This window comes from Pseudarthrobacter sp. CC12, assembly GCF_039907755.1.
Taxonomy (GTDB): Bacteria; Actinomycetota; Actinomycetes; order Actinomycetales; family Micrococcaceae; genus Arthrobacter; species Arthrobacter niigatensis.
In genome coordinates this window covers 1-13,937 of record NZ_JARDJH010000046.1, presented here as the reverse complement: position 1 = coordinate 13,937, position 13,937 = coordinate 1, and the positions used below count along the sequence as shown (strand labels likewise).

The following is a 13,937-nucleotide window of genomic DNA, read 5'->3' as shown; positions in this document are numbered from 1 at the left end:
CGGTTGGTGGGGATACGGCCAGTTTATCGCGAAGGCAACGGTTACCCCCTGTGGGCTCCGGAGTGTGAACTTCCGCGGGCCCGGATAGAGTCTTCAGCAGGAGGCGGCGATGAATACATACACCACTGTGCCCAGCGGCGAACAGGTGGTCCAGGAACTGCCCTGGCGATGGAAAGTCCAGGGCAGGATCTTCCTGATCGGAGGCCTCGGCTTCATGTTCGATGCCTGGGATGTAACCCTGAACGGCATCCTGATTCCGCTGCTGTCCAAGCACTGGTCCCTTTCCGCGGGGGAAGCGGCCTGGGTAGGCACGGCGAACCTGATCGGCATGGCGCTGGGTGCCTTCATCTGGGGAACCATTGCGGACACCTTGGGGCGGAAGAAGGCATTCACCGCCACGCTGCTGCTCTTCTCCGTGTTCACTGTCCTCGGTGCGTTCGCCCCCGATTTCGTCTGGTTCTGCGTGTTCCGGTTCATGGCCGGGTTTGGTCTGGGCGGCTGCATCCCCGTGGATTACGCACTGGTGGGCGAGTTCACCCCGCGGAAACAGCGCGGCAAGGTGCTCACTGCCATGGACGGCTGGTGGCCGGTAGGCGCGGCTCTCGCCGGGTTCGTCTCGGCCGGCCTGGTGGCCCTCTACGGCGACTGGCGCCTGACCATGCTGGTGATGGTGCTGCCCGCCCTGCTGGTCTTCTGGATCCGGCGGAGCGTGCCGGAGTCTCCACTGTTCCTGATCCGGAAGGGCCGCAGGGAAGAAGCGGCCAAAATCATTGACGGCCTGGTGGAGGCCACCGGGGCGGAACCGCGCGCGTACAGCCTTCCCGACGCCCGGGATGTCCCACGGCTTTCCGCCGGCAGCGCCTGGACCCAGCTGCGTTCGGTATGGCAGTTCAACTGGAAGATCACCGCCGCCGCCTGGTCCCTGTTCTTCAGCATCCTGCTGGTGTACTACCTGTCCCTGACGTGGATGCCCAGGATCCTCATCGGTGCCGGCTTCGCCGAGTACAAAGCGTTCGTCACCACGGCGTCCATGGCCGCCGTCGGCTTCCTGGGCGTGGTGGTGGCCGCCCTCCTGGTGGAGCGGGTGGGGCGCAAATGGATCCTTGCCATTACTGGTCCGTTGTCCGCGCTGACCCTGGTGATCGTGGCATTCGTGGTGGACATCCCCACGGCCGCGGTGTTCTGGCTGCTGGTGTTCGGGTTCGTGGTGCAGGTAGCCATTCCGGTGCTCTACGCCTACGTGTCCGAGCTCTATCCCACGGAATTGCGGGGCACCGGGTTCGGCTGGGCGTCCACATTTTCCCGGCTGGGTGCAGGGTTTGGACCGCTGGTCTTCGCCAACTACTTCTGGCCGGAACTCGGGCTGGCCACTTCCTTCGCCCTGGCCGGCGCCCTGGTGCTGGCCTCCGTGCTGTGGATGGCGTTCTGCTCCCCGGAAACCCGCCGGGCCCGCCTGCAGTAGCCGTTTTTCGCGACGCCCTTATTCATTTTCGACGCGCATGTTCCCCTGCGCGCACAGTATGTACGCCGCGAAAACGGCATATGTGCGTCGAAAAGGAGAGTGTGCATCGAAAAGGAGAGTGCGCGTCGACGGCGGCCTAGGCGGCGGAATATTCCGGGTCCGCGGCGAGGGCGGCCAACGTGGAAACCAGGAGCCGGCGCTCCACCACCTTGATGCGTTCGTGCAGGGTTTCCTCGGTGTCTGCGTCCTCGATGGCCACAGCTTCCTGGGCAATGATGGGGCCGGTGTCCACGCCGGCGTCGGCCCAGTGCACGGTGCAACCGGTGACCTTGACGCCGTAGGCCATGGCGTCGCGCACGCCGTGGGCGCCTGGAAAAGCAGGGAGCAGCGCGGGGTGTGTGTTGAGGTACCTGCCGTTGAACGCGTCGATGAAATCGGGGCTGACAATCCGCATGAACCCGGAGGACACCACAACGTCCGGCGAGTAGGCGGCGACGGCCCTGGCCAGCGCGGCGTTCCAGTCGGTACGGTCCGGGTAGGCCTTGAAGTCCACCACAAAGGTGGGGATGCCGGCGGCAGCGGAGCGTTCGACGCCGTAGGTTCCTTCGCGGTCGGCGCCGACCGCCGCGATTTCCACATCGAGCTCCCCCGCTTTGACGGCGTCGATAACTGACTGGAGGTTGGACCCGGTGCCGGAGACGAGGACGACGATACGCATTGGTCCAGCTTAGGTGCAGGCTCGCGTACGCTGGAAAACATGAACAGCGAACCGGGCCGGGCCGGGCGGCAGCAGGCCAGGCCACTCCTCAGCGAGGCAGCGAAAGCCTCCCTCGCCAAGACCCACACCCTGTTCAGGACGTTCGTGGTGACGGTACTCGGCGCGTTCTTCGTGTACCAGCTGGACGTGGGCTACCTGTGGCTGACAAGCCTGCTCACCGTGGCGAGCCTGGTCCTGGGCATAGTCCTGCTGGTCCGGTCCATCCGGTTGAAGGAATCCAGGCTGGTCCTTGTGGGCACCATTTCCGGGCTGGTGGTGGCGGCCGTGATGGTGCTGCTGATCGTGACCACCTTGGTCCTGTTTGACCAGGTGCGCGAGTACCAGGCCTGCCTGGGCCGGGCGCTGACTGACCGGGCCACCCAGGCGTGCATGGTGCAGTTCCAGGACGTCCTGCCCGCCAGGATTCCCTAGCCCCGGGGCGGTCCTAGTGGACCAGTTCCCCTTCGCGATCGGCCGCCCCGGCCTTCTCCCTTTCCAGCCAGGGTCCTGCCGCGTAGCCAATGACCACGCCGGCGGCCACCTCCGCAGCCACCCATAGGGCCGTCCACAGCGGGTCAGGACCGATTGCGGTCAGGCGCCCCAGTCCTGCTGACCCCCGCGCGATCCAGGCCAGGCCCATCACCAGCAGCCCGGCGGCCAGCCCTGCGAGCACCCCGAGGACAAGGGTGGAGACGGTGGCGGTGAACCAGCGGGCGTGGACCTTGATGGCGAGCCACTCGTCGAAGTGGTTTTCCCCCTCCCGCAGGAACCACCACCCCGCCATGACGCCCGCCAGCACGGGAACTAGCAGGGCGGCGACGGCGTAGTCCAGGGATCCTGACGGGATGGCGGCCAGGACAGGAATGGATGGGAGCGGCCCGACTGCGGTGCCCAGCGCCCCTGCCTGGGATCCGGCCCCCAGGGCAAAGCCGGCTCCTGACGTCCACGCAAGCGCGAAGACCACAAGGTTGGGCAGGAAGCCCAGCTGCGCGATGGTGAGGGCGGCGCCTCCCACCGGGCCGGCGTCGAGCGCTTCATACACGGACACCACCAGGTTCCAGTGGATGAACAGATCGACTGCCAGCAGCGCAGCGGCCAGGGTAAGGGCGGATGCGACGGCGACAAAACCTGCCTTCGCCGCGGAGGCGAAGTAGGATCCGGCCCAGCGGGAATGCTGGCTGGTGCGGGAGATCCAGTCCACCGCGTCGACGCCGATGAGCCGGCTCCAGGACCCTGCTTCCCTTCGTGCACCGACCACCATGCCGAGGCCGAACGGGACCAGGGGAACCAGTATGGCGTACCAAAGGTTGATGACAACGTCGCTGCTGCGGCAGACGAACCCGGTGGCCGCACCGAACGCCGCATAGACTGCCCACGAGCCCAGCAGGGCCTGCCACAACTGGTCCGTATAGGAGGCCCGTGCGAGCCTCCGGCCTGCCCGCCACGCCAGGAGGAACGGGATCAGGGTCAGGCCCAGGGGAATCAGGCTCAGCGTGCCGGATCCGCCGTGGGTGGCGGTCGCCGGTCCTGCGCCGGCAAGCTCCAGTGGCACCCCATGGACCAGGAGCCAGGACTGCCCTGCCAGGCGTGCCAGCACCTCGAACTGCCCGTTCTGGAAACCCGCGGTGGCCCAGACTGCCACGATGGGCGCGACGACCACCAGCGCCGAGATGATGGCCGCCTGCGCCGCTTCAAGGGCACCCTGCAGCCACAACGGCATGGGAAGGCCACGGTCTCCGGTCTGATCAGCGCGCAGTTTCATCTTCATCGTGTTCCATGGTGTCACGCCGGGTGCGCCGCGTCCGCGAACGACAGGCTCGCGGGCGCCACCGATCAATATCCAAATGCCCGGCTGTCCGGCGCTTTTTGCCCTGCCCCGCCGTAAAATTGTTAGAAACCAACACCCGCCTGCCCGCAGGGGCATCCTGCGATTTCTGCTGGCCGTGGGCGTGAACCCGACCAGCCGCTTGCCCGGATACCGTCAACCGGGAAAACAGGAGCCGCGAATGAGAGATGAACCGTAAGTTCTGAAGATATTCGTCCTACTGGCTGGTGCAGTTGCCGCTTTCAGCGCGGCTGCACCAGCGCTTTAAACGGTGCGGCGCCGGGAGCCTCCAACCAGGCTCCCGGCGCCGTTCACCGAATCAGGCCCGCCGCTCCAGCCAGCCGGCCCTGCGGACTTGGCGGGGACAGAGTCCGCGGTCCGATCAGCGACGCGTGTCGCCGTCCGTTTCGATGTTTTCCTTGCGGACTTCCTCGTTGACCGTGACGTCATCATGGACTGTCTCTTTGTCCAGCCGGACCCGTTCCACGGGAACAGTCTCTTTCTCCACCACGGGGCGTTCCTCATGCAGGACCACCTCGTGCTCTTCCTCGCTGATGCCCGGGCCGTCCAGCGCGGAGCCGCGGTTGGCGTCCGTGATGGGCTCGCGCTCCACGCGGACTTCTTCACGCTCCACCGGGATGGTCTTGGTGACATTCTCGGTGGTGACGTACTTGCGCAGGCGGGCCCGGCCTGTGGTCTCACGCTCCTTGCCCACGCGCAGCTGTTCCTCGGAGCGGGTCATGGCGTCGTCCGTGGTGGGGCCGGAGGTATCGTGGCCCACGGTCCCGCGAGTGTGGGTGTCCGCGGCGGAAGTGATCCCGGCCGTGGGGGTCCCGGCATTCAGGTCTGCATCGCCCTGGAGGTCGACGTCGCCGGCGGTGTCACGGGTGGCCTCGGTGTACGTCCGTGCGCCGCGGTCGTAGTACGTGTACAGCCGGTCCTCTTCCTCGGGGGTGAGGTGGCCGTCGGCATCAACGCGGGGTGCGTCCTTGACGTGCTCCTTGGTGAAGGGCACCACCAGGTCCTCGCCCTGATTGTGCGCGCCCTCAACCGGCACGAAGGATTCGGACGTACCGAAGAGGCCGGTCTTCACGGTGACCCAAGTGGGTTCGCCCGTGTCGTCGTCTGCATACAGCTGGCCGATCGAACCGATTTTCGTGCCGTCGGCGCCGACTACGTGGCCGCCCTTGGTGAGCAGGTTTTCAAGGTTTTCCCTGTTGAGCATGACGTCTCCTTGGATTGTCGTTGCACTAGGTCTGCCAGCAGTGGATGGTCCGGACCGGGGCATTCTCCCGTCATCCGGCTTCCGCCCCGGCTGCTTGAGGCTCTGCGCTGACTGCCCCACTACCGTAAGCATGCTTAGCATCAAATGCCAAGCCTACTTAGTAATTTTCTTGGCGGCCGGGGCAGCTGTTCACCCGGCCTTCTCCTCCGGGTAACGCTTTTTCCCCCGCCATTTCAAGGACGGCGCGCACGGTGAAGGGGTGAGGATCGCAATCGTCGCCGAATCATTCCTGCCGTTGATGAACGGCGTCACCCATTCAATCCTTCGGGTCCTGGATCACCTCCAGGAGCGTGGTGACGACGTACTGGTCATCGCCCCCTCAGCGCAGGAGGGAGCCGAGCCGGGCCAGGTCAAAGGGGCGGAAGTCCACCGGCTGCCGGCAGTCCCGCTGGCCGGCTACACGAATGTACGGGTGGCACTGGGAGGTGTGTACCGGGTCAAGCGAATCCTTGCCGAGTACGCGCCGGACGTTGTGCATCTCGCCTCGCCGTTCGTCCTGGGCTGGCGCGCAGCGCAGGCGGCACACCAGCTCGGCATCCCCACGGTGGCGATCTACCAGACCGAAGTTCCCAGCTATGCGGCCAGGTACGGCGTTCCCTTCCTTGAAAACTGGGCCTGGAACAGGGTAGAGAACATCCACCTGCTGGCCTCACGCACCCTTGTGCCCTCCACGTTCGCGCTGAACCAGTTGCGCGGACGGGGCATCCCGCGGGTACGGATGTGGCGCCGCGGGGTGGACACCGCCCGGTTTTCGCCGGAAAAGCGCGACGACGGGTGGCGGGCTTCGGTTGCCCCGGACGGTGAACGCATCATCGGCTACGTGGGCAGGCTGGCCATCGAAAAGCAGGTGGAGGACCTTGCCGCCCTCGCCGGCATTCCCAGCACCAGGCTGGTGGTGGTGGGCGACGGCCCGCAACGGGCAGCCCTTGAGGCGGCCCTCCCCCAGGCGGTATTCACCGGCTTCCTGGGCGGTGAGGACCTGGCGCGGACGGTGGCATCCTTCGACCTGTTCGTCCATCCGGGTGAGTTCGAAACCTTCTGCCAGACCATCCAGGAGGCCATGGCGTCAGGTGTCCCGGTGGTGGCCACGGGCCGGGGCGGACCACTGGACCTGGTGGAGAATTCCCGCACCGGCTGGCTCTACGAACCGGGTGACCTGTCCGCCATGCGCGCCCGGGTGCAGGACCTGATGGGCGACGACGCCAAACGCCGCGCCTTCGCAGCCGCGGCCCACGCCTCGGTCCAGGAGAGGACCTGGCCGGCGCTTTGCACGGAACTGGTACAGCACTATACGGACGTCATTGCGGCAGTCCCCGCACCGCCGCGGAAGGCTTCAAAGGCAGGAGCAACATCATGAAGATATCCGTGATCGGCTGTGGGTACCTCGGCGCTGTCCACGCGGCAACCCTTGCATCCATGGGCCACAGCGTTGTGGGCATCGACGTGGATCCCGGCAAGGTGGCCCAGCTGGCACAGGGAACCGCACCGTTCCATGAACCGGGGCTTGACGAGCTCCTGGCGCACGGCCGCGCCACCGGACGGCTGCGCTTCTCCACGGATCCGGCCGAGGCGCGCACTGCCCAGGTGCACTTCCTGTGCGTGGGGACGCCGCAGGACAAGACGTCCGACGCCGCCGACCTTACCTTCCTGGTATCAGCCCTGGAAGGGCTGCTGCCGCACCTGGCGGCGGGCGCCGTCGTCGTGGGCAAATCCACGGTGCCCGTCGGCACGGTGGACATGCTCCGGGAGATCCTCGCACGGCGGCCGGACGTGCTGCTCGGCTGGAATCCCGAATTCCTGCGGCAGGGCACCGCCGTCAAGGACTCACTGGTTCCGGACCGGCTGGTCTACGGCGTTGAAGGCGGCCGCCCCGCCGCCTTCAACCCCCACACCGGGGCACCGACGGGGGTGACTGCGGCCCTGGACGCCGTCTATGAGCCGCTGCTGGCTGCCGGAATCCCGCGGCTCGTCTGCAATTTCGCCACGGCTGAACTCATCAAGTCTGCCGCGAACGCGTACCTGGCCACGAAGGTGAGCTTCATCAACGCCGTGGCCGAACTGTGCGACGCCGCAGGCGCCGACGTCACGGAGCTCAGCGAGGCAATGGGGCTGGACCCGCGGATCGGCAGCCGGTACCTGCACGCCGGGCTCGGTTTCGGCGGCGGCTGCCTGCCGAAGGACATCCGCAGCTTCCGCACCCAGGCCGCCACCCTGGGAGTACCTGCGGTGGAGCAGTGGATGCGGCTGGTGGATACGGTGAACCTGGGCCAGCGGGAGCGCACGGTGGGACTCGCTGCAGAGTTGTGCGGCGGAACCCCCGCCGGGCGATCCATCACGGTACTGGGCGCATCCTTCAAGCCCGACACCGACGATATCCGCGACTCCCCCGCCCTGGATGTTGCGGACCGGCTGGCCGCTGCCGGGGCGCACGTCACCGTCACCGACCCCAAAGCGGTCAATCTTGCCTGGCGCCGCTACCCGCGGCTTCGGTTCGAGACCTCCGCTGCGCGGGCGCTCCAGGATGCCGAGCTGGTGCTGCTCCTCACGGAGTGGGATGAGTACCGGCAACTGTGTCCCGCCGCGGCCGGGCAACAGGTACGACGCCGGGTGGTCCTGGACGCGCGCAACGTGCTGGATGCGGCGGCCTGGCAGGAACAGGGCTGGGTGGTCCGCGGACTCGGAACGTCCTCCGGCGTCGTGACGGCGGCCGCGGTGCGTTGAAGGCCGGCTTCGGTGAGGGCAGCTAGCCCAGCAGTCCCAGCTCCCGGAACGCCAGCGCCACGCCGTTGCCGGCGGGCGGGGCGGTGATCCGGTCCGCCACGGCAAGCACTGCGGGATGGCCACCTTCCACCGCGATGCCAACGGCCGCGTACTCAAGCATTTCGATGTCGTTGGCGCTGTCGCCGATGGCCACGATGTCCGCCCGGTCCAGGCCGAGCCGGGCTTCCACAACCTGGATGCCGACGGCTTTGTGGGTGCCGGCCATGAAGATCTCCCCGGCCCGGTCCCCCAACGCCGACAGCGAGCTGGGGATCAGCCCCACCCCGGGGCCGAATTCCGCCAGCAGGCGGGCCAGCGGCACCGGTGAGTCGAAGCAGGAGATTTTGGCGTAGGAGGTGGCGCGGAGATCGTCGCTGTACTGCATCGGTCCCAGGATGTCCTCCAGCGGATCAACATCCGTGCTGAGGATGCCGTCATGCTGGTGGCGTCCGGCAAAGATGGGCCCGAGGACCTCCCGGAGCCGGCGGTCCACGCCTGTGCGGCCGTACAGTGCCTCCGGCGCTTCCAGGATGTAGGCGGCACCGTGGGCATCGAGCATTTCGACGAGGCGCGCCGCGAGCCCAGGTTCAAAGCGGGCGTCCCTGAGGACTTCACCGCCCACCTCCACCCTGGCACCAGCTCCGGTAATGGTGCCGTCGAAACCGGCGTCCAGGATGTGCCCTGGAACCATGGAGAGTGGACGCCCGGTGCAGACGAACACCCGGTGGCCGAGCCTGCGGGCGGTCCGGACGGCGTCGACGTGCGCCTCGGGAGCCAGGCCATGGTCGGCGTAGGTGCCGTCGATGTCAAGGAATATGGCCCGCGGCCGCTGGGTCTGGCTGGACATGCGAGCTCCTTCAACAAAGGCAGGGACACCCAAATCCTATCGGCAGCAGTTTATGGACGGCACGGGATTGTCCCACGTCAGGGCCAAACTGATAGCCATCCTGTGATATTGGGGGTCTTGCAGAGTAGTAAGCCTGCTGATTGAATGAGGGAACCGGAAATGGGGGCCCGGCACAACTTACTGACAAGGAGTGGCAACATGGGCATTATCGGATTTCTTATTTTGGGCCTGATTGCTGGAGCCATTGCAAAGGCCATCCTGCCGGGCCGCCAGGGCGGGGGCTGGGTGGTCACCATGGTCCTTGGTGTTGTCGGAGCCATCCTGGGCGGCTGGATCGGATCGTTGATCTTCGGCGGCGGCCTGGCGGAGTTCTTCGACCTCAGGACCTGGCTGCTGGCTATCCTCGGCTCGATCATCGTGCTGCTGATCTACGGCGCCGTCACCAACCGCAGCGGCCGCCGGGTGTAGCTGCTTCCACAAAACCATCAGTAACAGGCGCCGGACTCCACCAGGAGGACGGCGCTTTTTACGTCCCGCCATACGGTGGTGCGGACTCAATATGAACCCGCCGGGAGCCGCCCAATTTTCCCTTCCTGCCTTTATGATGGCGAAGGGGTGGTGTGATGACCGGTTTTCTGGGCCGTGACAACAATGTGGCACTGCAAACTTTTGGCGCGGTCATGGATGCAAGTCCGGACGCACTTTTGGCCCTTGCTGCGGACGGGACCGTCCTGGCGGCGAATGCCGCGGCCGCCAGGTTGTTCGGACTGCCGCAGGAAGCCTTCTCCGGCCTGGATTACCGGATGCTTATCGGAACGGGCTTCCACGGCGAAGTGGCCCTTCTGCTGCGCCAGCTCCTCACCCTGCCGGAAGAGCTTCCGCCTCCGCAGGAAATCATCGCGCTGGGGCGGGACGGGACCGAGTTCCCGGTGGAACTTGCCGCCGCGCCCCTCCCCCACCAGGACCCGCAGGGGCCCGGGGACGGCCCAGACGGGAGCGGGCCGCCAATCGCCCGGCTGCTGCTCTCCATCCGCGGGACGGCACACCGCAAGGCAGCCGACACCAACCTCCGCGAGGCAATGTCGCTGTTAACGGCCACCCTTGAATCAACCGCAGACGGCATCCTGGTCATCGGGACCGACGGCACCGTCGCCGGATTCAACGACCAGTTCCTCACCATGTGGGGCATTCCGCCCGAGCTCATGGACGGCGAAACCGGGGAACCAGTGCTGCAGCTCATCATGGAGCAAGTGGCTGACCCTGTAGCTTTCACCGCCAGGCTGGGCGAACTTCAGGAGGACCCCGCGGCGGAAAGCCACGACGTTGTGGAATTCCGGGACGGCCGGACCTTCGAGCGTTATTCTCGCCCGCAACGTGTCGGCGAGAACATTGTGGGCCGGGTGTGGAGCTTCCGCGATGTTACGCCGCGGCGGAAGGCGCAGGAGCAGGCCCACCGGGCCATGATGGACCTCGCAGTCCAGGCGGAGAAGTTGCGTGCCATGGCCTTCCAGGACCCGCTGACGGGACTTGCCAACCGTGCGGTGTTCAACGATGCCTTGGCCGAATCGCTGCAGGAACCGCGGCTGAAGACGGTGGATGTCCTGCTCCTTGACCTGGATGACTTCAAGGAAGTCAACGACATCCTGGGCCACCAGGCCGGTGACGACATGCTCATCGAAGTGGCGCGCAGGCTCCGCGGTTGCGTCCCGACGGCCGACGTCGTGGCCCGGCTGGGCGGCGACGAGTTCGTGGTGCTCCTGACGGCTTGCCCGGACGCTGATGCCATCGCGGCCTGCATTGTGCGCTGCCTGCATGTGCCGGTGACTATCAGCGGCACCGTCCTCCGTCCCAGCCTGAGCCTGGGGGTGGCTTCCCTGGGCCAGGACAGCATGGGGCCTTCCGAGCTCCTGCGGCACGCTGACATTGCGATGTATGCGGCCAAGGCTGCCGGCAAGAACCGGTTCCTGCGCTTCCACCCGGACATGATGCAGGCGCTGGTGCAGCGGACACACATGGAGAGTGGACTGCAGCTGGCCGTTCCGCGCGGCGAGATAACCGTTGACTTCCAGCCGATCGTCTCCCACCGCATGGGGCAGGTGGTCCAGCTGGAGGCACTGGCCAGGTGGGACCGGGCCGGCGAGCGGGTGCCGCCGTCGATCTTCATCCCGCTCGCCGAGCGCACCGGACTGATTGGTGAGATCGGGGCCGAAGTGATGGCCACCGGAATGGTGCAGCTGGCACGGTGGCTCAGTGAGGATCCGTCGCGGTCCCTGGCCGTGAATGTCTCCGGCGTTCAGCTGCAGGAACCGGACTTCGCCGAGGGAGTCCTGAAGCTTGCCGAAGCCAGCGGCGTGGCACCGTATCAACTCGTGGTGGAGGTTACCGAGAGCGTGTTTTTCGACGCCGACTGCAGCCTGATCCAGCAGCTCAGCGCGCTGCGGGATGCGGGCGCCCGGGTGGCGCTGGACGATTTCGGCACCGGTTATTCGTCGCTGGGCCGGCTGCAGGACCTGCCCGTGGACACCGTCAAGATCGACAAGACCTTCGTGTCCATGGTGCGGACCGGGAACGAGCGGCTGCCGATCCTCAGTTCCATGATCAACATGGCGCACAGCCTGGGCCTGACCGTTACGGCGGAAGGGATAGAAACGGCCGCACAGGCGGATTACCTGACGGCGCTGGAGTGCGATTCGCTGCAGGGGTATCTGTTCTCGCTGCCGGAGCCCGGTGACCGGCTGGGCCAGGCGTTGAGTCACGCAGAAGAGGCCCTCCATGCACTGAAGGGCAGGTAGCCGGGGCTGCTCGTCGGCCTAGGCTGCTTCCTGGCGGCCGGGGCGCTGCGGATTTGCGGGCGCGGGGTGGGAGTTCTGGGGCTGCGCGGGGTGCGGTGCTTCGCCGGCGGCGGCGGACGGGGAGCCCGTCCCGGTGGTGGTGGCAGCAGCGCGGTTGCGGCGCCAGCGGCGGACCAGGTCGACGGCGGCGAAGAGCCCTGCGAGTGGGGTCAGCACGGCGGCGGCATAGACGAACAGCATCCACGTCAGGGTGGTAAGTGGCGGCTGGTTGTTGTTGAGCAGGGACAGGCCGCCCAGCATGGCAACCACCCAGAACAGCAGGACGGCCGTGAGCACGGCGCCGGCAGGGAAATACTGGTTGGTCACGACTTTTTTCAGGGTTTCCATGCACTTCCTCCTGCCTGGCCGGGGGGACGGCGAAAGCCGTTCAATGACCAGTATGGGGCCCGGCGGGCAGGAAACTGCGCAAGACGACACGGCGAGTGATGAAGCTAACGCTGCAGGCCGCCGTCGTACGATTTGCGGGGCTGAACGCCGTGCCTTCCCTTCCCGGAACGCGTCCCGCCGCATACCGTAATGCCTGACCGCTTATTATTTGGAGGCTCCCATGCGCAAAGTCACCGCCGGCCTGTTCCACTCCGTGGACGGTGTGGTGTCCGAACCGTTCAAGTTCCAGTTCGACAGCTTTGACGCAGAGCTCGGCGAGGGCCTGACCAGGATGATCAACACCGTGGACACAGTGGTCCTGGGCCGGGTCAGCTACCAGGAGTGGGCTGGGTACTGGCCTACCGCCCCGCAGGACCAGGACTTCGCAGCGTTCATCAACCCCGTGGAGAAGTTCGTCGCCTCGCGCACGCTGACGGGGCCTCTGGAATGGGAAAACTCGCATCTCATGGATGCACCGCTTGAGGATTTCGTTGCGGGCCTGAAAGGGCGCGACGGCGGCGAAATCGCCGTGTGCGGGAGCATCTCGGTGGTGAGGCAGCTGCTGTTCGCCGGGCTGCTGGACTCGCTGCAGCTGATGACCCACCCGGTGATTGCCGGCAGCGGCCGCCGGCTGTTCGAGGACGGTGACCCGTTGACCCGCCTGGTACTGCAGGACCAGTCCACCACCAGCAAGGGCAACGTGCTGAGCACCTATGGGGTGCGCGCCAACGATTAGGCGGCCAGCGGCGCCCCGAAAAGCTCCTCCACGAGTCGCTCCAGGTGGTCGGGGATGTCTGCCTCGGCACTGTGTTCCCCGCGGCCCAGGAAGACTGCGGTGCCGCGGATCCCGTCGAGGTCCAGCCCGCATTCATGCATCAGCTGGCCGGCCCGGAAATTAACCGGTAAAAGCATGGTGACGCTTTCCGCGTTGAGGTAGACATGCCAGTCACCGCGGATCACCGATTCGAGCGGGCCGCCCACCAAGGCCTCCAAAGCCTGCGGGTCCGCCTCCACCCGCTCGATGCGGATGGGCTCGGACGTGCTGGCCGGTACTACGAGTGCGGTGTAAGTTCTGGTGTTCATCGTTCGTCTCTCCATAGGTCTTAACACCTGGGGAGACGGCAGTGTTCCCGCCGGCTTTCCCGAGGGTGGGCATTTGCAGCTTTGGACTGTTATGTCACGGCATGTCAGGACCACGGCGTGGAAGGGTGGTAGTCCGCGGCGACCGCTTGGATCTCCGTCCGGCCTTCGACCGGCCGGATGTCATCTTGGTCCTGCCGCAGGTTGGCTGCTTCGGCCACAGCTTGGGCGAGAGTCAAAGCCCGCCCAGCCGCCCAGGCAAGCCCGAATCTAACCGGGCCTGCCTCTGCCCGCGCCTGCGCGATGAACGAATCAATCCGACGGCGTTCGGCCGGCTCAAGCGGCACACCCCTGTCAGAGCGGTACGCGTCAGTCGCCGACAACATCCGGATAGCCGGGTCAGGACGGTGTTTTTTGACGCAGATCCCTGCCAGCGACTCAAGGAACGCTGCGAGGCTGCCGTACGCCCCGAGGTCAAAGGCAGCCGACACCGCCTCCTGCAGATGCCGCTCAGCGGCATCCAACTCGCCGGCCTGTTCCAGGCTTTCAGCGAGGTTGGTCAAAACGACGCCCCATAGCCAACCATCGCCAAGGGGCCGCGCCAGGCGGGCACACTCCTGCGCCAAGGTCAAGTCCCGAGGAGTGGTGTAACGGTTGATCCTTCGCTTATGTGCTGAGGGCCATGATCGTGTCGGTGTCCACC

General features: G+C 66.3%; 14 protein-coding genes. 7 read left to right on the top strand and 7 right to left on the bottom strand.

The genetic code is table 11. From position 1 onward, the window contains the following. Positions 1–109: 109 nt before the first annotated feature. Positions 110–1,462: an MFS transporter gene (locus PV772_RS20765; protein ID WP_347887417.1), complete on the top strand. Its 1,353-nt coding sequence runs from the start codon at positions 110–112 to the stop codon at positions 1,460–1,462. A 136-nt stretch (positions 1,463–1,598) separates the two neighbouring features. On the opposite strand, the gene purN is transcribed toward PV772_RS20765, so the two are convergent. After that, positions 1,599–2,180, bottom strand: coding sequence for a phosphoribosylglycinamide formyltransferase (purN, locus tag PV772_RS20760; RefSeq protein ID WP_347887416.1), 582 nt, complete (start codon positions 2,178–2,180; stop codon positions 1,599–1,601). 39 nt (positions 2,181–2,219) lie between these two features. Here purN and PV772_RS20755 point away from each other — a divergent pair, with 39 nt between their 5' ends. Next, a complete protein-coding gene (locus PV772_RS20755) occupies positions 2,220–2,651 on the top strand; it encodes a hypothetical protein (RefSeq protein ID WP_347887415.1) in 432 nt (143 codons plus the stop codon). A 13-nt stretch (positions 2,652–2,664) separates the two neighbouring features. Here PV772_RS20755 and PV772_RS20750 read toward each other — a convergent pair whose 3' ends face one another. Together PV772_RS20750 and PV772_RS20745 are read right to left on the bottom strand one after the other, a co-directional pair. Continuing rightward, positions 2,665–3,981, bottom strand: coding sequence for a DUF6350 family protein (locus tag PV772_RS20750; protein ID WP_347887426.1), 1,317 nt, complete (start codon positions 3,979–3,981; stop codon positions 2,665–2,667). A 445-nt stretch (positions 3,982–4,426) separates the two neighbouring features. Next, positions 4,427–5,269, bottom strand: coding sequence for a PRC and DUF2382 domain-containing protein (locus PV772_RS20745; protein WP_347887414.1), 843 nt, complete (start codon positions 5,267–5,269; stop codon positions 4,427–4,429). Between the two features lie 259 nt (positions 5,270–5,528). Here PV772_RS20745 and PV772_RS20740 point away from each other — a divergent pair, with 259 nt between their 5' ends. Continuing rightward, positions 5,529–6,686, top strand: coding sequence for a glycosyltransferase family 1 protein (locus PV772_RS20740; protein ID WP_347887413.1), 1,158 nt, complete (start codon positions 5,529–5,531; stop codon positions 6,684–6,686). Continuing rightward, positions 6,683–8,050: a UDP-glucose/GDP-mannose dehydrogenase family protein gene (locus PV772_RS20735; RefSeq protein WP_347887412.1), complete on the top strand. Its 1,368-nt coding sequence runs from the start codon at positions 6,683–6,685 to the stop codon at positions 8,048–8,050. Before PV772_RS20740 ends, PV772_RS20735 begins: the two co-directional genes overlap by 4 nt. 22 nt (positions 8,051–8,072) lie before the next feature. On the opposite strand, the gene PV772_RS20730 is transcribed toward PV772_RS20735, so the two are convergent. Beyond that, on the bottom strand, positions 8,073–8,936 hold the full coding sequence (locus PV772_RS20730; RefSeq protein ID WP_347887411.1) for an HAD family hydrolase: 864 nt from the start codon (positions 8,934–8,936) through the stop codon (positions 8,073–8,075). 198 nt (positions 8,937–9,134) lie between these two features. Here PV772_RS20730 and PV772_RS20725 point away from each other — a divergent pair, with 198 nt between their 5' ends. Both PV772_RS20725 and PV772_RS20720 read left to right on the top strand, forming a co-directional pair. Continuing rightward, positions 9,135–9,404: a GlsB/YeaQ/YmgE family stress response membrane protein gene (locus PV772_RS20725; protein ID WP_141161250.1), complete on the top strand. Its 270-nt coding sequence runs from the start codon at positions 9,135–9,137 to the stop codon at positions 9,402–9,404. Between the two features lie 155 nt (positions 9,405–9,559). Next, entirely contained in the window at positions 9,560–11,728 is a 2,169-nt protein-coding gene (locus tag PV772_RS20720) for an EAL domain-containing protein (protein WP_347887410.1), read from the top strand. An 18-nt stretch (positions 11,729–11,746) separates the two neighbouring features. Here PV772_RS20720 and PV772_RS20715 read toward each other — a convergent pair whose 3' ends face one another. After that, positions 11,747–12,115, bottom strand: a complete 369-nt coding sequence (locus tag PV772_RS20715) for a hypothetical protein (RefSeq protein ID WP_347887409.1) — start codon at positions 12,113–12,115, stop codon at positions 11,747–11,749. A gap of 220 nt (positions 12,116–12,335) precedes the next feature. On the opposite strand from PV772_RS20715, the gene PV772_RS20710 reads away from it, so the two are divergent. Continuing rightward, positions 12,336–12,890: a dihydrofolate reductase family protein gene (locus PV772_RS20710; RefSeq protein WP_347887408.1), complete on the top strand. Its 555-nt coding sequence runs from the start codon at positions 12,336–12,338 to the stop codon at positions 12,888–12,890. On the opposite strand, the gene PV772_RS20705 is transcribed toward PV772_RS20710, so the two are convergent. Together PV772_RS20705 and PV772_RS20700 are read right to left on the bottom strand one after the other, a co-directional pair. Continuing rightward, entirely contained in the window at positions 12,887–13,237 is a 351-nt protein-coding gene (locus PV772_RS20705; RefSeq protein WP_141180991.1) for a hypothetical protein, read from the bottom strand. The genes PV772_RS20710 and PV772_RS20705 overlap by 4 nt on opposite strands. A 104-nt stretch (positions 13,238–13,341) precedes the next feature. Next, on the bottom strand, positions 13,342–13,937 hold a 596-nt coding region (locus PV772_RS20700), incomplete at its 5' end, for a hypothetical protein (protein WP_347887407.1).

What these genes read in the sequence shown, in the direction of transcription:
- PV772_RS20765 (WP_347887417.1), top strand. Translation starts at nt 110, where the DNA reads ATGAATACATACACCACTGTGCCCAGCGGCGAACAGGTGGTCCAGGAA.
- purN (WP_347887416.1), bottom strand. Translation starts at nt 2,180, where the DNA reads ATGCGTATCGTCGTCCTCGTCTCCGGCACCGGGTCCAACCTCCAGTCA.
- PV772_RS20755 (WP_347887415.1), top strand. Translation starts at nt 2,220, where the DNA reads ATGAACAGCGAACCGGGCCGGGCCGGGCGGCAGCAGGCCAGGCCACTC.
- PV772_RS20750 (WP_347887426.1), bottom strand. Translation starts at nt 3,981, where the DNA reads ATGAAACTGCGCGCTGATCAGACCGGAGACCGTGGCCTTCCCATGCCG.
- PV772_RS20745 (WP_347887414.1), bottom strand. Translation starts at nt 5,269, where the DNA reads ATGCTCAACAGGGAAAACCTTGAAAACCTGCTCACCAAGGGCGGCCAC.
- PV772_RS20735 (WP_347887412.1), top strand. Translation starts at nt 6,683, where the DNA reads ATGAAGATATCCGTGATCGGCTGTGGGTACCTCGGCGCTGTCCACGCG.
- PV772_RS20730 (WP_347887411.1), bottom strand. Translation starts at nt 8,936, where the DNA reads ATGTCCAGCCAGACCCAGCGGCCGCGGGCCATATTCCTTGACATCGAC.
- PV772_RS20725 (WP_141161250.1), top strand. Translation starts at nt 9,135, where the DNA reads ATGGGCATTATCGGATTTCTTATTTTGGGCCTGATTGCTGGAGCCATT.
- PV772_RS20720 (WP_347887410.1), top strand. Translation starts at nt 9,560, where the DNA reads ATGACCGGTTTTCTGGGCCGTGACAACAATGTGGCACTGCAAACTTTT.
- PV772_RS20715 (WP_347887409.1), bottom strand. Translation starts at nt 12,115, where the DNA reads ATGGAAACCCTGAAAAAAGTCGTGACCAACCAGTATTTCCCTGCCGGC.
- PV772_RS20710 (WP_347887408.1), top strand. Translation starts at nt 12,336, where the DNA reads ATGCGCAAAGTCACCGCCGGCCTGTTCCACTCCGTGGACGGTGTGGTG.
- PV772_RS20705 (WP_141180991.1), bottom strand. Translation starts at nt 13,237, where the DNA reads ATGAACACCAGAACTTACACCGCACTCGTAGTACCGGCCAGCACGTCC.